The sequence below is a fragment of the Nocardia araoensis NBRC 100135 genome, assembly GCF_000308435.1.
GTDB lineage: Bacteria > Actinomycetota > Actinomycetes > Mycobacteriales > Mycobacteriaceae > Nocardia > Nocardia araoensis.
Window position 1 is genome coordinate 20191 of record NZ_BAFR01000094.1, and the last position, 21737, is coordinate 41927.

At 69.3% G+C, this 21737-nt stretch carries 20 protein-coding genes; 6 read left to right on the forward strand and 14 right to left on the reverse strand.

The genetic code is table 11. The features are described 5' to 3' along the window. Positions 1-67 precede the first annotated feature (67 nt). Positions 68-1000: an alpha/beta fold hydrolase gene (locus ON21_RS11995; RefSeq protein ID WP_039797903.1), complete on the reverse strand. Its 933-nt coding sequence runs from the start codon at positions 998-1000 to the stop codon at positions 68-70. 307 nt (positions 1001-1307) lie between these two features. Between ON21_RS11995 and ON21_RS12000 the strand changes: the two genes are divergently transcribed. After that, positions 1308-2453 carry an acyl-CoA dehydrogenase family protein gene (locus tag ON21_RS12000; RefSeq protein ID WP_039797904.1) on the forward strand — a complete coding sequence of 382 codons (1146 nt, stop codon included), beginning with the start codon at positions 1308-1310 and terminating at the stop codon, positions 2451-2453. Then, positions 2437-3099, forward strand: a complete 663-nt coding sequence (locus ON21_RS12005; protein ID WP_039797905.1) for a TetR/AcrR family transcriptional regulator — start codon at positions 2437-2439, stop codon at positions 3097-3099. The genes ON21_RS12000 and ON21_RS12005 overlap by 17 nt, the downstream gene beginning before the upstream one ends. Positions 3100-3113: 14 nt before the next feature. On the opposite strand, the gene ON21_RS12010 is transcribed toward ON21_RS12005, so the two are convergent. After that, positions 3114-3440, reverse strand: a complete 327-nt coding sequence (locus tag ON21_RS12010) for a hypothetical protein (protein ID WP_039797906.1) — start codon at positions 3438-3440, stop codon at positions 3114-3116. A gap of 233 nt (positions 3441-3673) precedes the next feature. Here ON21_RS12010 and ON21_RS12015 point away from each other — a divergent pair, with 233 nt between their 5' ends. After that, on the forward strand, positions 3674-4432 hold the full coding sequence (locus ON21_RS12015; protein ID WP_039797907.1) for a DUF4190 domain-containing protein: 759 nt from the start codon (positions 3674-3676) through the stop codon (positions 4430-4432). A 6-nt stretch (positions 4433-4438) separates the two neighbouring features. Here the strand turns inward: ON21_RS12015 and ligD are convergent, their stop codons facing one another. The 5 genes from ligD to ON21_RS12040 all read right to left on the reverse strand — a co-directional run bounded on the left by ligD (position 4439) and on the right by ON21_RS12040 (position 8436). Next, the gene (gene ligD / locus ON21_RS12020) at positions 4439-5440 is read right to left on the reverse strand and encodes a non-homologous end-joining DNA ligase (RefSeq protein WP_039797908.1); all 1002 of its coding nucleotides are present in this window, start codon (positions 5438-5440) and stop codon (positions 4439-4441) included. Beyond that, the gene (locus tag ON21_RS12025; protein ID WP_218004072.1) at positions 5437-6522 is read right to left on the reverse strand and encodes an ATP-dependent DNA ligase; all 1086 of its coding nucleotides are present in this window, start codon (positions 6520-6522) and stop codon (positions 5437-5439) included. Before ON21_RS12025 ends, ligD begins: the two co-directional genes overlap by 4 nt. A gap of 126 nt (positions 6523-6648) precedes the next feature. Next, a complete protein-coding gene (locus ON21_RS12030; RefSeq protein WP_373281127.1) occupies positions 6649-7080 on the reverse strand; it encodes a cold-shock protein in 432 nt (143 codons plus the stop codon). A gap of 2 nt (positions 7081-7082) precedes the next feature. Beyond that, the gene (locus ON21_RS12035) at positions 7083-8183 is read right to left on the reverse strand and encodes an SPFH domain-containing protein (RefSeq protein WP_039797909.1); all 1101 of its coding nucleotides are present in this window, start codon (positions 8181-8183) and stop codon (positions 7083-7085) included. A gap of 19 nt (positions 8184-8202) precedes the next feature. Further along, on the reverse strand, positions 8203-8436 hold the full coding sequence (locus tag ON21_RS12040; RefSeq protein ID WP_039797937.1) for an NfeD C-terminal domain-containing protein: 234 nt from the start codon (positions 8434-8436) through the stop codon (positions 8203-8205). Positions 8437-8557: 121 nt separating this feature from the next. On the opposite strand from ON21_RS12040, the gene ON21_RS35795 reads away from it, so the two are divergent. Continuing rightward, on the forward strand, positions 8558-11596 hold the full coding sequence (locus ON21_RS35795) for a tetratricopeptide repeat protein (protein WP_051020710.1): 3039 nt from the start codon (positions 8558-8560) through the stop codon (positions 11594-11596). Between the two features lie 11 nt (positions 11597-11607). On the opposite strand, the gene ON21_RS12050 is transcribed toward ON21_RS35795, so the two are convergent. Next, entirely contained in the window at positions 11608-12237 is a 630-nt protein-coding gene (locus ON21_RS12050; protein ID WP_051020711.1) for a TetR/AcrR family transcriptional regulator, read from the reverse strand. Positions 12238-12410: 173 nt separating this feature from the next. Here ON21_RS12050 and ON21_RS12055 point away from each other — a divergent pair, with 173 nt between their 5' ends. Beyond that, positions 12411-14000 (forward strand): condensation domain-containing protein, encoded by a 1590-nt coding sequence (locus tag ON21_RS12055; RefSeq protein WP_157170805.1) that lies wholly within the window; start codon positions 12411-12413, stop codon positions 13998-14000. On the opposite strand, the gene ON21_RS12060 is transcribed toward ON21_RS12055, so the two are convergent. From ON21_RS12060 to ON21_RS12075, 4 genes are read right to left on the reverse strand one after another with little or no spacing between them, the layout of a single operon-like run. After that, positions 13928-15253 carry a pyridoxal-phosphate dependent enzyme gene (locus tag ON21_RS12060; RefSeq protein WP_039797910.1) on the reverse strand — a complete coding sequence of 442 codons (1326 nt, stop codon included), beginning with the start codon at positions 15251-15253 and terminating at the stop codon, positions 13928-13930. The two genes, ON21_RS12055 and ON21_RS12060, sit on opposite strands and share 73 nt — an antisense overlap. Next, entirely contained in the window at positions 15253-16764 is a 1512-nt protein-coding gene (locus ON21_RS12065; protein ID WP_083880567.1) for an alanine racemase, read from the reverse strand. The genes ON21_RS12060 and ON21_RS12065 overlap by 1 nt, the downstream gene beginning before the upstream one ends. Beyond that, on the reverse strand, positions 16761-18047 hold the full coding sequence (locus ON21_RS12070) for a heavy-metal-associated domain-containing protein (RefSeq protein WP_039797911.1): 1287 nt from the start codon (positions 18045-18047) through the stop codon (positions 16761-16763). The genes ON21_RS12065 and ON21_RS12070 overlap by 4 nt, the downstream gene beginning before the upstream one ends. Next, a complete protein-coding gene (locus ON21_RS12075; RefSeq protein ID WP_086006400.1) occupies positions 18044-19309 on the reverse strand; it encodes an aminotransferase class V-fold PLP-dependent enzyme in 1266 nt (421 codons plus the stop codon). The genes ON21_RS12070 and ON21_RS12075 overlap by 4 nt, the downstream gene beginning before the upstream one ends. A 138-nt stretch (positions 19310-19447) precedes the next feature. On the opposite strand from ON21_RS12075, the gene ON21_RS12080 reads away from it, so the two are divergent. After that, positions 19448-19879 (forward strand): pyridoxamine 5'-phosphate oxidase family protein, encoded by a 432-nt coding sequence (locus tag ON21_RS12080; RefSeq protein WP_039797913.1) that lies wholly within the window; start codon positions 19448-19450, stop codon positions 19877-19879. Here ON21_RS12080 and ON21_RS12085 read toward each other — a convergent pair. After that, complete coding sequence (locus ON21_RS12085; RefSeq protein WP_039797914.1) at positions 19876-20310, reverse strand: CBS domain-containing protein; 435 nt, start codon at positions 20308-20310, stop codon at positions 19876-19878. The genes ON21_RS12080 and ON21_RS12085 overlap by 4 nt on opposite strands. Before the next feature lie 102 nt (positions 20311-20412). After that, positions 20413-21675, reverse strand: a complete 1263-nt coding sequence (locus tag ON21_RS12090) for a PucR family transcriptional regulator (protein ID WP_051020716.1) — start codon at positions 21673-21675, stop codon at positions 20413-20415. Positions 21676-21737 lie beyond the last annotated feature (62 nt).

Here is a 21737-nt window from a genome sequence, read left to right on the forward strand (position 1 = left end):
CAGGCGACCGGCCCATTGTCGCAAACCCGCCGACCCGGTCGCCCGCACCCCGGCCGGTACGTCGTGGTCAGCTGCTGCGCGGGGTGATCGCCGCGCGGTCGGCGCGCAGGTCGTCGACGAAGTTGGCGATCGCCTCGGCGACCAGCAACGGCTCGGTGATCGGCAGCCAGTGATTCGCCGGGACGGCGCGGCGCCACAGCTTGTCCACCCAGCGCGCGGAGGCGTCGTAGACCGCGGCCGGGACGAACGGGTCGGTGGTGTCGACCAGCAGCTGAACCGGAACCGCGGTCCGCCGCACCCGCGGCTTGCCCAAGTGGTGCAGCAGATTCGCCTGCGCGATGCGCGCGCCCGCCAGCAGATCGCCGCGCCAGGTGCGGGCGATCCGCGCCGGGAGTGGCGAGAACCCGCCGAGCCCGCGCACGAGCAGTCCGCGCACTCGCGGCGGGTAGAGCCTGCGAGCCATCGGACCGGGCGTCAGCGCCCAGCGCGCACCGTGCAACCACCAGCCCAGGTCGCGGAGTTCCCGGCCGGCGAGCGGCGCGAGGGCGCGCAGCCACAGGCCGAGATGATCGAGGTTCGGTCCGGCGATCGCGGTGAACGAGGCGATGCGGGTGTTGGCCCGCTCGTCGCAGACCGCTTCCCACAGCTGCACCGCGCCCCAGCCGTGGCCGCACGTGTGCACCGGCCTGCGCGGGCTGGCGGCGTCGATCACCGCGAAGAAGTCCTCCGCCAGCGTGCCGAGGCGATACTCCGGCAGTGTGGCGGGAACGGACGAATCGCCATGGCCGCGCACGTCATAGGTGATGACCCGGAAGCCGTCGGCCAGCAGGGCCGCGACCGTGGACCACACCCGATGGGTGTCGGTGAGGCCGTGCACCAGCACCAAGGGCTCCGCGGCGGCGTCGCCCCATTCGAAGACGGCGAGTTCGGCGCCGTCCCGGTCGACCGTCCAGGTGCGGTCGGGTCGGGGCGTTTCGGTGGTGTCGAGCAGTTCGGTCATGTCCTTACCTCATTCGCTGCCGGCTACCGATCCGATGGCACGTCGCCGTCGTGCCCAACGTCAGTAATTCCGATACGGACAGTACGAAGGATTGACCCCGGAAGGGAAAGATGAAACGCCCGAATATGGCACAGCTCACCGCCGGTGTCGCGGCGGCGGCTCCCGCCTCGTCGTCCGGGTGGGCGGATTCGTCTCCGGACGGCCGTGACAACGATGCGGACCCCTTGTTGACAACTCGCCAATAGTTCGGGAATCTGGGGCGGAAACCGGCGACGGGGCCGGATCGGAGCTAGCAAAGGATCGAGCGATGGCGCGCGCGGCATGGAGTGACGACGAGGTCGAGGCGGTACGAGACCTGGCGAAGACCTTCTTCGAGAAGGAGGTCGTGCCCCATGAGGAGAAATACGTCGCTCAGGGGCACCCCGATCGCGCGCTGTACAACCGGGCGGGTGAACTCGGCCTGCTGTGTCCCGCGATTCCCGCCGAATACGGTGGCGGCGGTGGCACGTTCGCGCACGAGGCCGCGATCATCGAGGAGCAGGCGCGCGCCGGAGACGGATCGATGGGCATCCCCGTGCACAGCTCGATCATCGCGCCGTACCTGTACGAGTTCGGCTCCGAGGAGCTCAAGCGGCGCGTGCTGCCCAAGGCCGCGAGCGGCGAGATCCTGCTGTCCATCGGCATGACCGAGCCGGGCACCGGATCGGACCTGCAGAACATCAAGACCCGTGCGGTACGGGAGGGCGACGAGTACGTCATCACCGGCTCGAAGATCTTCATCACCAACGGCTGGCTCTGCGACGGCATCATCATCGCCGCCAAGACCGACCCGACCAAGGGCGCGGCCGGTGTCTCGCTGATCTTCGCCGAAGTCGGCGACGACACACCCGGCTTCAAGCGCGGGCGCATCCTGAACAAGATCGGCGGCAAGGCCCAGGACACCGCCGAGCTGTTCTTCGACGGCCTTCGGGTGCCCGCGTCCAACCTGCTCGGCGCCGCCGAGGGCCAGGGCTTCTACCAGATGATGCAGATGCTCGCGCAGGAACGCCTGGTCACGGCGATCATCGCGGTCGCGATGATGGAGCAGGCCGTGCAGCTCACCGTCGACTACACCAAGGGCCGCGAAGCGTTCGGCAAACCGCTGTTCGCGATGCAGAACACCAAGTTCGAACTCGCCGAGTGCGCGACCATCGCCAAGGTCTCGCGCGTCTTCCTCGACGACTGCATCGGCAAACACCTGCGCGGTGAACTCGATATTCCCAGCGCTGCCATGTCGAAGTACTGGCTGACCGATCAGCTCGGTATCGTGGTTGACCGCTGCCTGCAACTGTTCGGCGGCTACGGCTACATGACGGAGTATCCGATTTCCCAGCTCTACACCGGCGCCCGCGTCCTGCGCATCCTCGCGGGCAGCAACGAGGTGATGAAGGATCTCATTGCCCGGTCTCTCTGACACCAGGAGTGCGGCCGCGGACGGTGGCGCGGACCCGGCGCTACCGCGCCGCCGCAGGCTCGGACCCGACGAGCGGCGCGCGCAGATCCTCGCCTGTGCGATCGACATGTTCGGCGAGCGTCCGTACGCGGCCGTCTCCACCGCCGAACTGGCGCAGCGCGCCGGCGTCGCGCGCGGCCTGATCAACCACTATTTCGGCAACAAGCGCGACCTCTACCTCGCGGTGGTGCGGCGGATGGTGACGCTGCCCAAGCTCGACAACATGGTCGTGCCCACCGGCAGTTGGCGCGAGCGGGTGGAGGCCAGCGTTCGCTGGCTGCTGGACACCATCGCCGAACACGGCAACACCTGGGTGAAAGTGACCAGCCACGAGGGCGTCGGCGACGATCCCGAGGTGCAGCAGATCCTCGACGCGGCCGACGACGCGGCGGCCGAGCGCCTGCTGCTGATGGTCGGCCTCGCCGATTCGGCACACGATGCCGAACTGCGCGCGATGGTGCGCGCCTACGGTGGACTGGTGAAGGTCGCGGGCCGGGAATGGATCACCCGCGGCACGCTCACCCGCGAGCAAGTGCACGAACTGCTGTGCGACATGTTGCTGACGCTGGTCACCGAATCGCTGCCCAAGGTCGATCGCAGGCAGTGACTCGGCTTCCCGGATCACCGGTCGCCGCTGTAGCGAATCGGTCGCAGCGCGCCCGGCCCGTGTCCGTGGCGGCCGTGCTTCAGTTCGATCGCCTGCTCCCGGTGATGTTCGACCAGCAGGGCGCCGACGCCGGTGATCCACAGCGCCGCCGTCACGACCACCCCGACGCCCGCCCAGCCGGTGAACCCGTATCCGGCGGCGGTCAGCGTGCAGGCCAGTGCGACGACGCCGAGCGTGCAGAGCACGATGCCCGGCAGGTTGAAGTTGTCATCGAGCAAATCTCCGGCCCTGGCATGCCAGTGGGGGGTATCACGGCCGCTCGACGTCGTCTTATCGGACATGGATCCTCCTGGGGAAAGGCCGCTGTCAGAGGGGTCGCCTGTCGACCAGCATGCGCCTCGGCTAACACATTCGCGAGAGTTACGACACTTTTGTTATTACGGCCCGATCACAAATACCGGACAGTTCGGATCAACTTTTCGCCGCGCGCGCCCTATTCTGTGTCGGTATATCGGGGCGGGTCCGGGCAGTCCGAGGTTCCTGCACGGTGTGTTTGGTGTGGAGAGGGACCTGAATGACACGGGCAGAACGGCGTGATACGGATCGCTGGCCGCAGGCGCGGCCGGAGGATCGCTGGTCGGAGCCGGAGCCCGACGGCGGCTGGGCCGACGACGAGGACGAGCGCTGGCCCGAGCAGCCGCCGACGCGCCGCCGGACCGGGCGCCTGCGGGTGGAGATCCCGCCGATCGTCAATCCGTACGCGATCGTGGCGCTGGTGGCGGCACTGCTGGGGCTGTTCCCGGTCGCCATCGTGTTCGGTTTCATCGCCTTCAGTCACCCGCGCGGCCGGGTCATGGCGATGTTCGCGCTGCTGCTCGGCGTCGCCGAGGTCACCGCGGTGGCCGGGTTCGTCCTGCTGACGGGCAACTGGCTGCCGGACGCGATGAACCGCCAGGCCGTGATCGCGCCCACGCCCGTCGCATCGGTGCCCACGACCGTCGAGCGTCCGGCGGCCACGACCACGGCGGCGGCGCCGAGCCCTGCCGTGACCACCACGCCCGCGACGCCGCAGGGGCCGGTCACGAAAGGTTCGTCGTGCACCGAGGCGCAGCTCGGCCAGATCGGCAGCGCCGCCGACGGCGGCACCCTGATCTGTCTGACCACCTCCGGCGGCTACCAGTGGGCGGGCCCGCACGTCGTCGCGACCGCCGTGCAGCAGGCGGGTTCGAAGTGCGACGCCTCCGGGGCGAAGACCGGACGCACCGCCGACGGCCGCGCCCTGGTGTGCGAGCTCAGCGGCCGCAGCGGTACCTGGGTGCTCTGGACCGAATAGCGCTCGCTATTCGGCCTTCTTGGCGCGGCTCGGCTGCACCCTGGGCGGTTCGTTGGGCATCTTGGGGTATTGCGGGGGCCACGGCGCGTCCATGAGACCGGCCGCCATATCCCGTTCGGACATCTCCAGCAGCGAGGCGATCGACTGGGGCGCGCGATCGGCCCACGGGTCGCCCGATTCGGCGTAGCGGGCCGGGACGGTCGCGATGGTCAGCTCGTCGGGCACCACCGAATCCAGATCCGGCCAGCTGATCGGCGTCGAGACCTGCGCGCCGACCTTCGGCCGTACGCACCAGGCGCCGAAAACCGTCTTGTGCGGCGCGTTCTGATTGAAATCGATGAAGACCCGGTTGCCGCGCTCTTCCTTCCACCACTGCGCGGTGATGTCCTCCGGGTAGCGGCGCTCCAGCTCGCGGGCCAGCGCCACCGCGGCGGCCCGCACCTGATAGCCGTCCCACTTCGGTTCCAGCGCCGAGTAGAGATGCAAGCCGCGTGAACCGGAGGTCTTGATCCAGGATTCGATGCCGAGTTCGGCGAGCAGATCCCTGGTACGGATCGCGGCGTGCCGGAGATCGGCGAAGGTTGTGCCCGGCGAGGGATCGAGGTCGATGCGCAGCTCGTCGGCGATCTCCAGGTTGTCGGCGCGGTTGGGCCAGACGTGGAACCCGAGGCACCCCTGGTTCACCGCCCACAGGATGTGGGCCAGATCGTGGGCGACCAGGGCGTCGCTGGTGGTGCCGTTCGGCGTGGACACCTCCACGGTGTGCAGCCAGTCCGGGGCGGACTTCGGCACCCGCTTCTGGAACCAGGACTTGCCGGACGCGCCGTCCGGGTACCGCTCCAGCAGCAGCGGCCGACCGCCGACCACGTTCAGGAACGGTTCGGCGATCGCCTGGTAGTAACGCACGAGATCGAGCTTCGTCTCACCGCGCTTGGTGAAATAGATCTTGCCCGGATTGCTGATCGTGACGGTCCGGCCGTCGGTCTCGATGTCCACGGACTCGCTCATCGCGCCGCGCCTTCGCCGAACAGCGTGCCCAATTCCGCGGGCGCGACCTCGTCCAGCTGCGCGTAGGTGCACGATTCCGGCGTCCGGTCGGTGCGGAAGCGCACCAGCCTGCCGCCGTGGCGCAGCCGTCCCGACTGCACGTGCTCGTAGCGCACCTCGGCGACCAGCTCCGGCCGCAGCGCCTCCCAGGACAGATCCTTGCCGCCGGTCCAGCGGCTGACGCCGCCGGGCATCTTGCCCTCCGCCGCCGCCTGCGCCGCGGCATCCGCCCACTCCCGCCAGGGATGGTCGGCGAGCGCGTTCTCCCGCAGCGGCGCGAGTTCCTCGACCAGTTCCTTGCGCCGGGCCGCGGTGAAACTGCTGGCCACGCCGACGTGGTGCAGGTGACCCTCGTCGTCGAAGAGTCCGAGCAACAGCGAGCCGACCCCGGCCCCGTCCTTGTGCCAGCGGAAACCCGCCACTACACAGTCGGCGGTGCGCTCGTGCTTGATCTTGAGCATGACCCGCTTGTCCTGGAGATAGGCGAGGTCGTCGGACTTGACCATCACCCCGTCGAATCCCGCGCCCTCGAAGCGGGTGAACCAGTCCTCGGCCACGTCGGGATCGTGGGTGAGCGGCGTCAGGTGCACGCGCGCGAGCGCGGTGTCCAGGATCGTTTCCAGCAGCCGCCTGCGTTCGGTGAACGGCTCCCCGGTGAGATCCTTGTCGCCGAGGGCGAGCAGATCGAAGGCCACGAAACTGGCCGGCGTCTCCGCGGCCAGCTTGGCGACCCGGGACGCGGCCGGATGCAGCCGGTTCTGCAAGGTGTCGAAATCCAGACCCTGTTCGGTGACCACCACGATCTCGCCGTCCACCACGCAGCGGTCCGGCAGCGCCTGCTTCAGCAACTCGGCTACTTCGGGAAAATACCTGGTCAGCGGCCGATCATTGCGCGAGCCGAGCTCCACTTCGGCGCCGTGGCGGAACACGATGCAGCGGAAGCCGTCCCATTTGGGTTCGTAGCTCAGGCCCGGCTCGCGGGGCACCGCGGGCGCGGATTTGGCCAGCATCGGCCGCACTGGTGGCATCACCGGTAGATCCACGCGATCCTCCTCGGGTTCGATCCTCACCCATATCGACGGTGCGCGCGGACCGAACTCATCGGTATGTGGCCGCGGCCTCGGCTCGATCGTAGGCGGACGCCCCGACAGGTTCGTGGACTTCGCCGGTCAGTTCTCCAGCCAGCCGTGCTGGTCGGCGAATGCGGTGAGCCGATCGCGGATGGTGAGGATCTCGCCCGCGGTGAGGGCGGGGCTCGCGTCCAGGAGCAGTTCGGTGATCAGGCGCTTGTGCTCGGCGATGGTGAGCTGTCCCGAACCCGCCCTGTCCTTTCCCTTGTGCCGCGCGGGGGGCGCGGACGACCCGCCGACCACGGTGAGGTTCACCGCCTTGGGTCCGCGGTCGCCTTCGGTCACCTCGAACTCGAACACCCGCCCCTGCCGCAACTCGTCCTCGTCCAGACCGATGTCGTTGACGTGGACGAACACATCGGGTCCACCGTCCTCCGGCCGAATGAATCCGAATCCCCGAGAGCTGTCGAACGACACCAATTTCCCGATGGACACCAACACCCGCTCCTCGTCGCCGTCGCTACTCGGCAACTTTAACGCGCCTTTTCGCCGTCGTCGGAGGAAAGCGCCTTTTGCAACGAATTGAAAACGGTCAGTCCCTGACCGACCATTCCGTTCACCAGTTCGCTCACTCCGTCCGGTCCGTTCAGCACGGTGAGATTCGCGTTCGCCAACCCGTTCGACGCCTGCCGCACGATTTCCGGAAGTTGTTCGATCAACAACTGATCCAGCGCGATCCGGTTGTTCGACGCGGCCGCCTCGGCCTGGATACGGGTGCGGTCGGCTTCCGCCTCGGCCAGGATGCGCACCCGATCGGCTTCCGCCTGAGCGGGTTTGACGACCTCGGCCTGCAACTGCTGCTCGCGCAGTTCGGCTTCCTTGCGGGCCTGCTCGGCCTGCGCGGTGAGCACCTCCTGCAACGCCATCGCCTCGGCGAGCGGGCCGGCCTGCGCCGCCTCCGCGTTGGCCTTGTCGATGTCGCGCTGGTATTGCGCGCGCAGGATCGCCGTCTCGCGCTGATATTCCGCCTGCCTGCGCTGGGATTCCTGTTCGGCCTGCGCCGCCGCCTGCGCGGCCTGCGATTGCGCGATCTGCGCGTCGCGCTGGACGGCGGCATTGTGCGGGGCGGCGAGCGCGGCGATATAGCCGAGGTTGCCGTCGTCGATGGACTGGATCTGGAAGGAATCGACCCACAGGCCGATATTGCTCATCTCGACTTTCGACGCGACGAGCACTTCGTCGGCCAGTTTCTGCCGCTCCCGGATGATCTCCTCGACCGTCATCGAGCCGACGATCGAACGCAGGTGCCCGGAGAAGATGCGCCCGGTCAGCACGGACATCTCCCGCTCCTGCTCGGAGAGGAACCGCTGGGCGGCGTTCACGATGGACTGGGTGTCGTTGGCCACCTTGAACGCGATCACCGCACGGACGTCGAGCTGGATCGCCTGCTTGGTGACGCACCGCTCCTTGATCTCTGATTCGAACATCGCCAGCGACAGGTAGCGCACCTTGCGGAACAACGGAATCACCCAGGCGCCGCGTCCGATGACCACTTTGAACGGCGCGTTGTCGCGGCTCTTACCCCCGCTGACCAGCATCGCCTCGTCCGGATCCGGTACATGGTAGCCCAGCACGTCTGTCTCCCTTACTGTTTCAGGTCTCTCCGGCCGGGTCCGGGGTGAGCGGAATCCACGGGACGACGTCGACGACGCGCCCCGGATGGACCGCGATGACCAGCACGGCCGCACCGGCCGGAATCGGCTCGGTGGACTGTGCGATGTACAGCTCGGTTCCCCCGCGAATCGCGACCAGGACCTCGCCCAGCGTCCCGGCACCTCGGATCGGCGATGTGAGCGTACCCGTCAAACCCACCACCGGGTCGGTCATCGCGCGATCTCCTTCTTCCGGGTCTCGGACCGTCACCCTACGTCTCGCACAGCGCCTTTCGGTACCGGACCGGCGCGACGGTGCGGCGAAACGGCCACGGCGGCGCGAGTATGTTTCTTGCATGGGAGGTCGGCTGGCGCTGGTGGTGGGGTCGGAATGCGCGGCGCTGGGAGAATTGGGTTTCACCGAGGAACTCGCCAACGGCCTGTACGGGAGTCTGACCGCAGCCGGCGGGTGGCGGCCCGCGACCGATCTGGACGGCCCGGTGCTGAATCCCACTGCGGCGCAACTGCTGGAGTCCGTCGACGCGGCCTTCACGGCGGCATCGCAGCGGCAGGCCACCCTCCTGCTCGGCTTCATCGGGCACGGCGTGGCGACGAATGCCGAGGACTTCTACCTGCTCGGCCGCGATTCGCCCGCTGATCCCACCTCGCACAACGCGTTTCACCTGACCCAGGAGATCCGCGAGCGCCTCGACCGCGCCGCGCTGGACGGGCTGGTGCTGCTCGTCGACGCCTGCGAGGCGGGTCAGGGTGTGCAAGGGGCCGCGCGCCGGTGGACCGAACTGCTCGCGCAGTCGGGCGGCCGAATGGAACTGCTGGTCGCCTCGGGCGACGGGCCCGCGTACTCCGGATGCTTCACCCGAACCATGCTCGCCACCTTCGACCTGGGCCTGCCGCTGCGCGGGGAGAACCTGTTGCCCTCGGACCTGGTCGATCCGATCGCCGTGCAGTGCACCCACCAACAGCCGCAGCACCTGTCGTTCAGCTCCGGCGCGGTGTCCACGACGCAAGGCGTCGACCCGGGATTGTGGCTGGTGCCGAACACCGCGCGCCACCGGGACGCGGTGAGCGGACGCTCCGCCGCCGGATTCGTCGACCAGCTGACCAGGGGGCTGCTGCTGACGCCCGATGTGCGCGAGCGTCTGGACGCGATCGTCGACGCGGGCAGCCACCGGCTGCGCGCGGTGCTCGGTCCCGCGGGCGTGGGAAAATCCACGCTGCTGGCGATGCTGATCCGCCCGAGCCTGGTCGACGGGCTCGCCGTCACCCCCGACTACATCACCGCCGCGGTATTCCTGACGGTGAACAGTTCGGTGGAGTCCGTGGCCGCGGAGCTGGCCGCGCAACTCGCCGCGCGCCTGCCCGGGTTCCGGGAGGCGGCGCGCGCGGCCAGGGCGCACCGGCCCAGGGACGAGTTCGACATCTTCGACATCCTGGTCCGCCGCCCGCTGGCCCGCCTGTCCACCGCGGGCCGCCGGGTCACCCTGGTCTTCGACGGGCTGAACCAGCCGCAAGAGGGGACCAGGCGGTTGCTGGTGGCCGCGATCGCCGATCTGACCCGCCGCGAAGATCTTCGGCACGTGCGCGTGATCGTCGGCATCCGGCCCGGCACCGGCGTCGAGGACGATCCCGGGCTGGCGCACATGCACCGGATCGATGTCGCCGAACCGGCGGCCGACGACATCGCCGCCGTGGTGGATTCCGCGCGCGGCACGGCGCCGCTCGGCCCGGTCGACTGGATCGGCTGGATCCAGCGGCTACTGGCGGAGACCCCCACGGACGCGAGCGGCTCGCGGGCGGTGGCCGGTGGCTGGCTGGTGGCGCGCATGCTGCTGGAGGTCGCTGCGGGATTGACCGACAGTGCGGTCGCCGCCGGGATCGGCCTCGATCGGATCATCGCGCTGCGGGTCGAGACGGCGCTGCGCGGGAACGATGCCGAAATCGAGAAAGACACAGCGACATTGCTCGGCGTGCTGGTCGCGGCGGGCGTGGGGCCGGTGCTGCCGCTGGAGCTGCTGGATTCGGCGCTGTTGTCGCTCGGCGTCGATCTCAGCGCGGCACGGGTCCGCGATATCGCCGTGAATCTCGGCGCCCTGCTCACCCGCAGTCATCCCGGCACCGTTCGCGAGTCGCTCGGCGTGGCCCACAGCGCGTTCCTGCCCGCGCTGGACGCGGAGTGCCGTCGCCTCGGCGTGCGCATCGCGGACGCACATCGCGCCTTGATCGCGGCGATCCAGGCCGATGACAGCGACCGGGCCGCGGACTACGCGCGGGGCGCGGCCGTACGACACTGCCTGGCCTACGGCGATTCCGCCTTGGCCATCGACTTCCTGGAGAAGTTGGAAACCGGCAGGTCGGCCGACGACCGCGACTTGTGGGCCGCGTGGACGCCCGATTTCGCGGAGTCACTGGGCGCGGACCATCCCGACACCTTCACGACACGGGAGCGGTGGGCCTATCATCGCGCCGAGAGCGGCGACCTGGTCGGCGCCGTCGCCGATTTCGAACAGTTGCTCGCCGACCGGTTGCGGGTGTTCGGGCCCGACGATCCGTCGACTCTGGACACCCGCGACAAATTGGCCAGCTACCGCGCCCGTTGCGGTGACTATTCCGGCGCGGGCGAGGAGTTCGAGCACCTGCTGGCCGACCAGCTGCGCCTGCTCGGGTCCGACCATCCCGAAACCCTTCGCACCAGGAACAATCTGGCGTCCAATCGCGGCGACGTCGGTGATTTCGCCGGGGCGATCGACCGGTTCGAGCAGCTGCGCGCCGACCGTGCCCGTGTGCTGGGCGGCGATCACCCGGACACCTTGCGCACCCGCAACAGCCTGGCCTACTGGCGGGCGGGTAGCGGCGATCTCGACGGCGCGAAGGTCGAGTTCGAGCAGCTGGTGGCCGACTATCTCCGGGTCTTCGGCGCCGACCATCCCAATACGCTCGGCGCGCGCAACAACCTCGCGGCTTTCCGCGCGCGCAGCGGTGATCTGGCGGGGGCGGGCGCGGAGTTCACCCGCCTGCTCGACGATCGTCTGCGGGTACTCGGCCCCGACCATCCCGACACGCTGCTCACCCGCGGCAAGCTGGCCGCCTACCGCGCCGACAGCGGCGACCTCGATGGCGCTGTCGCCGATCTGGAAAAACTGCTCGGCGACCGGTTACGGGTGCTCGGCCCGGATCACCCGGACACCTTCGACACCCGCAACGAACTCGCGGGCTGCCGCGCCCGGCACGGCGACCTCACCCGCGCGATCGCCGAACTGGAGGTGCTGCTGGTCGCGGAGTTGCGTGCGCTCGGCCCCAACCACGCCGCCACCATCCGGACGCAGAACACCCTCGCGTACTGGCGGGGCCGGGCCGGTGAGCTACCTTCCGGCTGACGCGGCGCCGGTCAGGAACGGTAGAGCGCGCGGTACGCGGTGAGCATCGCGAGGCAGTGCTCGATGATCTGCTCGCGGGTGGCGCGCAGCGAGCCGTTCAGCCAGGCCGAGAACATGCCCGCGTTGCCGCTCGCCATGGTCACCGCCGCCAGCCTGCGCTTGACCGGGTCGTCGATGTGGGCGAACAGATGGTCCTGCATGATCCGGGTGAAGACCGGCATCACCGCGAAGGTGGTCTGCCCGAGCCCGGTGCTGGAATACGGCTCGACCAGGAACAGCCGCGATTTGCGCGGGTCGTCGAGCACCTTGTCCACCAGGATCTCCGACAGCGCGCGGTCGCGGGAGGGGTCGTCGGTGGCGGCGAAGGCCGTCATGGGTTCCAGGAATTCCTCGGCGACCTGACGGTAGAGCACGTCGAGCAACTCGTCGCGGCTGGCGAAGCTCTCGTAGAAATAGCGGTCGGTGAGATTGGCCTTACGGCACACCGCACGCATGGTGACCCCGCTCGCGCCCGACTCGCCGATCAGATCGAGCGCCGCCTCCAACAGCGCCGCCCGCCGCGTCTCCCTGCGCTCGGTGAGCGTCGTCCCACCCCAGATCCGTGGGCCCCCGTCGTCGTCTGCGTCCTGACCTGTCTGCACGGCCCAACGATAGTGCCTGGCGGCGCACCCCGGCGCCGCGCTCACCCGCCCCGCCCTCCCGGGCCTTGCCGAACTGGACTCCACGCCGTCACGGTGCGATAACTGTCGGTTTACTCGACCTGGTTACCTTCCCTCGGATGCTCGGTGTTTTCGGTAGTGGAGGGTAACGGCGCATGAACAACTCCGCTGCGGTGATCTCGTCCGAAGGAATCGGCTACGGACTCGGGCACCCGGGATGGCACCCGGTACGACCAGCGGTTCGTCCTGTCCCGCCGCCGCGCCGTCCGATGCCGCTCGCCCGCGGGCCGCGCCCGGCGCATATCCCGCTCGCCCCCGCGCAGGAACGGATGTGGCACGCCGCTCTATCCGGTAACTCGAGTGACTGGAACGTGGCTCGCGCGGTGCGCCTGTCCGGACCGGCGCTGCGGCCCGAGGCGATCGTCGCCGCGATCGACGACGTCGTCGCCCGGCACGAACCGCTGCGCACCCGCTATCCGAGGACCGCCGCGGGCCCGGCCCAGGTGATCGTCCCGGCGCACGAGGCCGGGCCGCTGACCGACGTCGTCGTGCTCACCGAAGCCGAATTGCCGCGGCGGATGGCGGAAATCGCCGCGACCGAGTTCGATCTGGAGACCGACCTGCCGCTGCGCGCCCGGCTGTGCGTGCTCGGACCGCACGAGGTGGTGCTGGTGCTGGTCGTGCACCACATCTCGATCGACGGGCGCTCGGTGGCCCCGCTGCTGCGCGATCTCGCCACGGCGTACCTCGCCAGGCAGGCCGGAGCCGCGCCGGACTGGCCACCCCTGCCGGTCGACTACGCGGACTACACCCTGTGGAAGCACGCCCAGCTGGGTGATTACTCCGACGAATGGAGCCGCGCCACGCAGCAGTTGCGTTACTGGGCCATCACCCTGGCCGGTCGGCCGCCGGTGCTCGAATTCCCCTGCGTACGGCCCCGTGCGATCCGCCGAGGCGGTGCGAGCGCGGGCGCCGTCGTGCCGGTCGCGTTCGGTCCCGACGTGCACCGCGCGCTGCTTGATCGGGCGTGCGCGGCGCGGGCCAGCCTGTTCATGGTGTTGCAGACCGCTTTCGCGGTATCCGTCGGCGCGTTCGCGGGCTGCGCCGACGTGACGGTGGCCACCGCGGTCGCCGGCCGCGATCATCGGCTGCTCGACGACCTGGTCGGCAACTTCGCCGACGACGTGCTGATGCGCGTGCGGCTCGACCGCGCCGCCGACGTGGAGGAACTGCTCGATCAGGTGCGCAGGGTGGCACTGGCCGCCTTCGCCCATCCCGACACCCCCGGCCAGCGGCTGAAGCGCTGCCTGTTGCAGGACGCGGCCTGCCCGCTGTTCCAGGCGACGCTCATCCTCCAGCGCGGTGCCGCTGCCGAGCCCGCGGCGGACGCATCCGGTGGGGTGACCATCACCGAGGTCGACACCGGAATCGTCCGCGCCAAGCACGACCTCGAATTCGGTCTCGTCGACCGGTACGACCGGCTCGGCGCGCCCGCGGGCATCGACGGCGTGTTCATCTACCCGGCCGCGCTGTTCGAGCGGGACACGGCGGTCCGCTTCACCGAATTGTTCACCGCCACCGTCGAACTCCTGGCCACCGGCTACCGTGGTCCGGTCGCCCCGTTGCTGTCGGGCTTTCCCGCCGGGCGGCGGGACTTCGCGCCCCCGGGCGATCAGCCTCGTTCCAGCGGCAGCCCCGCATCGCGCCAGGCGACCACGCCACCGGCCAAGCTGGCGGCGTCGTAGCCGGCTCGCCGGGCTCGGGCCGCGAATCGCACCGAGAGCTCGCCGACCGGGCAGACGAAGACGACGGGTCGCGAGCGCGGGAACGGGACGCCGTGGCCGAACATGTCGTCGAGCTGGTCGTCGCGGATGTTCAACGCGCCGGGCACGTGCCCGATCCGGTAGGCCATGGCGCCGCGACTGTCCACGATGGTCGGGCGCCCGGTCCGGTCCAGCTCGGCCAGCTGCTCGGGTGACAGGCGCGGCACCGCCGCCAGCTCCTCCTCGGTCGGCGCCGCCGCGCGTTCGGCGCGGCCGAACAGTTCCGGCCTGCGCTTCTTGATGTACGACAGGTACGGCTCGAGCCGATCGCAGACGATGAACACCGCCACGATCGGATCGTCCGGATCGGTCGCCGACCGATCGAGCGCGCCGAGCGTATCCAGCGCGGCGGCGTAACTCGCGCCGCTGGTCGGACCGGCCAGGACGCCGTACCCGGTCGCCAGGCGCAGCGTCGCGTCCACGGCGTCGCCGGCCGCCACGGTCGCGATCCGGTCGTAGAACTCGGGCTGGAACAGTCCGACATCCCACATCTCGCTCTCCGACCGGATACCGGGAATGAAGTCCGACCGCTCCGAAACCACGGCCACAGTGCGCAATTCGGGATTGTGCTTGCGCAGGTAGGTGGCGGTCCCCCTGGTGGAGCCGGTGGTGCCGAGTCCGCCGATCAGATAATCGATCCTGGTGATGCCGTCGGCCGCGAGGTCCTCGTGGATCTCCCGTCCGGTGCCGTGGTGGTGGGCCTCGATGTTCTTCTCGTTGGTGTACTGCGACAGATGCCGGTACACGCCGGGGTGCTGGGCCATGGTCGCCTCGATCACCGAATACACGTCGTTCGGCGTGGTCGGGTCCGGGCACTCGGACAGGCCGGGCAGTTCCACGATCTCGGTGCCGAACAGCTGCAGCAGATCGCGGACCTCGCCCACCTTGATCCGATTGGTCACCGCGCGCAGGTCGATCCCGTACACCGCGCCCAGGACGCGCAGTGCTTTGGCCGTATTCCCGCTGGACGCCTCGATGAGCGTCCGCCCCTCGGCACGGATCTCCGTCAGGTCGTCGCGCAGCATCGCCCAGGCCACCCGATCCTTCACCGAACCGAACGGGTTGTGCGACTCCAATTTCGCGTAGAGCTCCACGTTCGTCAGCCCGTGCACCGCGGGGTCGAGCCGCAGCAGCGGCGTGTTGCCGATGAGTTCGGTGATGTGGTCGTATCGCATCAGCGGGCCTCGACGGGTCGGACCGGAACGGTGGCGGAGTCGGTGGCGTGCGGCGCGATATGACGCGGCCGTGACGATTCGACGGGGAAGTCGAGCTCGTAGTCGGCGTCGTGCACGACGCGGAACCCGTCGGCCTCCCGGGTGACCGCGAGTTTCGCGGGCAGGGGGTGCATGGAGGCCGTCGCGGCGGACAGGTCCATGTGATAGGCGGCGGTATTCGGGAACACCACCGAATCGCCCGGCCGGGGGCGGGCGGGCAGCCATACCTTGTGATTGGTGATCAGGTCGCGCTCCAGGCACAGCCGCCCGGCGAGGTAGACGCCCACCGGACCCGTCGCGCCGTCGCCCGCGGTCGCGCCGGCGTGGGGCAGCAGGATCGGGTCGACCATGACTTCCTGGTCGGCGGGCGTCACCGCATCGCGGCTGAGGTCGACGTGCACCAGCACGCTGCCGTCGGCGACCTCCTTGACGAACTCGACCGTTGCCGCCGTGATGCCGGCGTGGTCCACCAGCGCCTTGCCCGGCTCCAGCCATATCTCGAGCAGATTGTCACCCGCCACCTGCGCCACCGTGCGTCCGCCGTGCCGCTCCAGCGGGGCGTCGAGCAGATCGGCGAGCATGCGGTCGGCGGGGACGGTGTTGGCGTACTTGTGGAACACCGGTGTGCCGTGCACCGCCCCGCCGGCGACGTGGTAGCCGAAGGTGTTGCTGCCCCAAGTCATCGGCTCGCCACGGCCGAGCAGCGATTCGCGCAGCGCGAGCACATAGGCGTCGAACCGTTGCGCGTCGGCGGTGAACACCTGCCGGAAGCCACCGCCGATGTCGAGCACCGAAGGGGTGAGCCCGTGCTCGTAGGCGCGCTCGATCAGTCGCAGGCAGGCGTCGATCGCCCGGACGCGCTCACCGAGGTCGCCGGAGTCGAGGTGGAAGGCCAACCCCAGGAAAGCGACCCGCCCGCGCCGCGCCGACAGCAGTTCGAACGCCTGCTCGACGTGGGCGAGCGGCATCCCGAACCGGCTCACCTGTCCCGCATCGAAACCGGAGACGCGCAGCAGCACAGGTATTTCCGCTTGCTCCGGGGCCAGTTCCGCGATGCGGCCCAGTTCCCAGAGGTTGTCCACGTTGATGGTGACCCCGCGGTCGACGAGGTCGCGCAGGAAGACTTCCCCCTTCGGGCCGGTGACCTCGATGCGCGCCGGATCGAACCCGGCGGCGCGGGCGCTGGACAGTTCCCGCGGTGAGGCGACGTCGATGGCGATGCCCTCGCGTTCGGCGGTGCGGACGAAGGCTGCGGACTGATTCACCTTGTGCGCGTAGCAGATTCGGTACCCGGGAAGGCTTCGCTCCAGCACGGAACGCAGTCGGAGCAGATTCTCCGAATAGACCTGCGGGAATACCAGATGCACCGGGGATCCGAATCTCGTCAGCGTTTCGGTCACGAGTCCGGGAGTGTCGAGAAAAGCGCGGACGATCGGGTGGAGCTGCGCGGGCAGCGCCGGCGGAAGCGTCATACGGCGGCTTCCGACGGCTCGGTGGCCGATGCCCGCGGCAGGTCGTCGGGCCGCTGCGCGACCGGGTTGTAGCCGCCGTCCCGGATCGCCTCGAACGCACGGGCCCGATTGCGCGGGCTGCGGAACTCGGCCACCACCCGTTTGCTGTCCAGGTCGATCTCGACCACGCGGATGTCCATCGACTCCAGCACGCCGCCGATCGTGCGGACGCAGTGCTTGCAAGTCATATCGGGGACATAGAACACCTGGTCCTCGGCGGTCGCGGCGCGGTCGGCGGTCGCATCGTCGAGTTCGGCGCTCACCTCCGTGACCGCGCAGCGGTCCGCGACCTCGGTGAACGTCGCGACGAACCGGTCGACCAGCAGCGGGAGGATGCTGAAATGCCCGCTGTCGAGCTGATGCGGGGTGGCCGCCAGGCAGGCCGGATGGCTGCCCGCGGGCAGCAAGGCGTACTGCCGGGAGATCAGGTCGAGGTCGTCGTGATACTTGGCGATCGCCTCGGCCACCGTCAGTCCTTCGGCCGTGGTGGCGCGCTCCATCACGGCGTGCGCGTCGGCGATGGTGGCGTCCTTCATCGCGCGCAGGGTCGCCACCGTCTCCGCCGAATAGCGGACGGTGCCGTCGGGTTGTGCGATCAGCGTCACCGGGATCATGCCCCGCCGGTAGGTCGAGGCCTGCAATTCCCAGAACCATCGGGTGGCCACCGCGGCGAAGATCCCGGAAACGCGGAGCCCTTCGGCGAATTCGGCGGCATCGCGGTAGGGGGTCCGGTCGGCCAGCAGCGCGTGCTGGGCCAGCACGCGGCCCGCCGCCTCGATGCCGACCCGGAAGATGTCGCGCGGATCGTGGTCGGTGGTCGTGCCCGCCAGTACGGCGTGTTCACCTGGTTCGAGCGCCGCGACCCGCGCGGCGAAATCGACGTCGGCGTCCAGTTGACGCCACAGCGCCAGGACGGTCTCGCGGGCCGCGATCGGCACCGAAGGGCCGAGACCACCGGCGCGGAAGTGCCCGGTATTCGGGATGCCCGCGCTGTCGGTCCACGCGATCCGATGGGTCGCGCTGGTCACCTGGTCCGCGCGGCACGGCCGCATGAAACGCTCCAGATACAGCCGTTGGGAGTAGGTGAGATGGCTGTCCGGCTCGAGACCCAATGCCGTACAGGTGTATTCGAAGCGCCGATGTCGGGGAGCCGCAGCGGGTTCGGTGAACAGCCCTGGCTGCGCCAAGCCGGCCAGCACCCTGGACGCGGCCCGCCGGTCGTAGCGGGGGATGTCGTTACTCACGTGACCTCCTCGGCGATGGTTCGCACGCACGCGACGAATCGGTCGATCTCGTCGGGCGTGTTGTAGATGTGCGTGCTGACCCGCACCGAGCCCGCGCCGCCGGTTTCGGCGGGGACGCAGTGCGCGCCGGTGCGCACCAGGAAACCGAGTTCGCTCAGGACGAAACCCGCGTCCGCGGCGGAGATTCCCGCCAGGGTGAAGGAGACGATCCCGTAGCCGACCTCGCAGGTCGCGTGCGCGGGACCGGGTAGGAATTCCAGGCCGGGGACCGGTCGCAGCCCGTCGATCAGGCGCAGGGTCAGGGCGCGATTGTGCGCGGCGACGGCGTCGAGGCCGAACGATTCCAGCACCTCCAGCGCGCTGCCGAGGGCGAGGATGCCCGGGATATCGGGCGTCCCTCCTTCCAGGCGCGCGGGCATCGGCCCCGGTCGCAGTCCGTCCGGATCCGGCTCGACACCGGAGTTGCCCCCGGGCAGGAACGGCGCCAACCGGTCGTGCACGCGCCGGTGGCAGTACAGGATGCCGGTGCCGGGCGCGCCGAACATCTTGTGCGCGGCGAAGATCGCGAAATCCGCTCCGAGCGCGGTGACGTCGACCGGAAGATGGCCGCCGCTCTGCGAGCAGTCGAAGCACAGCAGGATGGCCGGATCGATCCGGCCGCGCAATTCCTCCAGGGTGCTCAGACCGCCGAAGACATGGTGCAGATGCCCGGTCGTGATCAGCCGGGTACGCGGGGTGATCTTGGCCAGGATGTCGTCGGTGTCCGCCTCACCGGCGGCGGTCACCCGGTAGGGGACCAGGTGGACGCGGCGTCCGAATCGGGCGAGCAGCGCGCGCAGGTGCTGCCACGGGTACACGTTCGACGCGTGATCGCTTGCGTTGTAGAGGATTTCGTCGCCGTCGGTGAGCTCCGTCAGGCCCCAGGACAGCGCGACGGCGTTGAGTGCGGCGGTGGCGCCCGCGGTGAAGACCACCTCGTCCTGGTGCTCCGCGCCGATGAACGCGGCGGCGCGTTCGCGCACGCGGGCGATCCGAGCCGTCAGGCCGGTGGCCCAGGGGTAGGTACCGCGGCCCGCGTTGGCGGTGCCGTTGCTGTGGTACCGCCGGATGGTCTCGATGACCGGAAGCGGTTTCTGTGTGGTGGCGGCGCTGTCCAAGTAGACCTCGGAGGCGCTGGCGAGCGCTGGGAACAGCGACCGCACCGCGGCGGGCGCGAACGTCGGCGTTTCCGGCGGCCGGGGAGTGTCCTCGCTCCGCGTCACCGGCGATCTCGGGGTGGGGGACCGCAACGTGACGCTCCCTTCACACCGGTAACTCGGACGTCACCCACGATACGCATTTTCGGTACGGACTTCGAAGTTTTGTCGTGGACAACGGCTTTCACGACTAGCCTGGAACGTATGCCTCTGACACTGCAAGAGCGTCAAGAGTTCCTCGCGCAGCCGCATGTCGCGGCGTTCTCGGTGGCCGCGGGCGCCGGTCGCGGCCCGCTCACCGTCCCGATCTGGTACCAGTACAGCCCCGGTGGCGAGCCGTGGATCCTGACCGGTCCGGAATCGCAGAAGATGCGCTACCTCCGGGAGACCGGCCGGTTCGGTCTCATGGTGCAGCAGGTCGACCCCACGGTCCGGTACGTGAGCGTGGAGGGCCCGGTCACCCGGATCACCCCGATGACCGACGAGATGCACCGCGAGATGGCCGCGCGGTACGTGCCCGCCGAATCGCTGGACGCCTACCTGAAGGCGGCCGAGGCCTACGGTACGCAGGTCGCTGTCTACCTGCGCCCGGAGCACTGGCTCTCGGCCGACCTGGGGAACCTGAGCGAGCTCTAATACCTGCCCTGTAGGTACTCCACGAGGTGTTCGCGCTCGTCCGCCAGCTCCGAGATCGCGCTCTTGACCACGTCGCCGATGCTGACGATGCCGACCAGTCGGCCCTCGTGCACCACCGGCAGGTGCCGGATGCGGTGGTCGGTCATGGTGCGGCGCAGGCCGTCGACCCGGTCGTCGGGCGCGCAGGTGCGCACCGTGGCGGTCATGATCGCCGAGACCGGCGTGTCCAGCAGGTCCGCGCCCCACGCGTGCAGACTGCGTACCACGTCGCGCTCGGAGACGATGCCCGCGATCGTGTTCCCGTCGGGCGAGACGACGACCGCGCCGATGTTCCGCTCGGCCAGGGCGGCCAGCAGTGTGCGTACCGTCGTATCGGGCGCGACCGTGGCCACGTCGCTGCCTTTTCTGCGCAGGATCTCCGAAATTCGCATGTTTCACCATCCAGACGTCGCGGCACTACCAGGATCGCAATTTCGTGGCCCGGTGACCAGCACGAATCCGTTACAGGCCACGATCAGGTCACGGCGCGGACGTCACAGGCGGCGGGCGACGCTGCGGTCCAGATCCCGGGCCAGCAGGGCGATCGCCGCCTGTGAGATGCCCGCCGAGGTCGCCAGGTCGATCGAGGTGAGCTGGGCGATGCGGCGCAGGCGGTAGTCGACGGTGTTCGGGTGTACGTAGAGCTGGCGCGCGGTGAGCTGCCGGTTCATGTCGTTGCCGAGGTAGGCGCGCATGGTGTCGAACAGCTCCGGATGGGCGTCGAGCGGGTCGAGGATGGTCGCGATCCGCCGGGTGGCCGGGCCGCTGCGGGTGAGCTGGTATTCCACCGCCAGATCCGACATCTGGTAGAGACCGGGCGGCCGGACGCCGACACGCACGAGATTGAGCAGCTCGTGGGCCTGATCGGCCGATTCTGGGATCTGATCGGTGTCGGTCGGCACGACGGTCGCGGTGAGCGGGACCTCGGCGGCGGCGGCCAGCAGCTCGAGCGTCGCCGCCGTGAGAACGGTCTCGGCCTCCTCGCCCAACGGGATGAGCAGTGTGCCGCCCTTGGCGCTGAGCAGCGCGAGCGCGCGGGAGGCGAACACGGTGGCCAGTTCGGACTGCAGCCGCCGCAGCTTCCGGCGCGCGGCGACGTTCCCGTCGACACGCGGGTCACGCTCATCCGCATGCTCCGGAATCGACAGGGCGACAACTTGATACGCCTCCGCGATCGGAATCCCCGTCTGCCGGGCCAGAGCCGAGCTGCCGCGACCGCTCAGCAGCGCGGAGGCGAGCGTCTGCGCCGCCGTCTGGTGCTCCTTGGCGACCAGGTGCTGCTCGTCGACGTAGGCATCGGACACCGCCGCGGTGATCGCCTCGAGCAGTTCGAGGAGCAGATCGGCGGCGACCAGCACTTCCTCGACGTCGTCGGCTTCGGCGGGCGCGGTGACCAGACCGAAGGCGATGCGCAATCCTTCGTGGTAGGCGCGCAGGATGGTGCTCAGCGGCACACCCTCGCGCGCCCAACGCGCGGCCGCCGCGCGCACCGGACCGAGTTGGTCCTCGTCCGGCACGGTGCGGCGGTCGAACATCTCGGCAGCGAGGTTCAGGCAGCTGCGGGTGAGTTTCGTGACGTCCCCGCGTAATTGCTCGCCGGGCAAGGTGCGGCAGGGCGCCATCACGTTCTCGAAATAACCGACCATGTGGGAGGCCACGCTGTCGGTGTTCTGCAAGGGCACCGAAGCCGGCTGTCCACCGATTTCCAGCACCGGGTCGGACGAGTCGGCGGACAGATCCAACGCGGAGTAGGTCATGACGAGTTCGCTCCCCAAAGCCACGCCAGGCGTGCGAGAAAATCGCGCCCGAGTCGATCGAT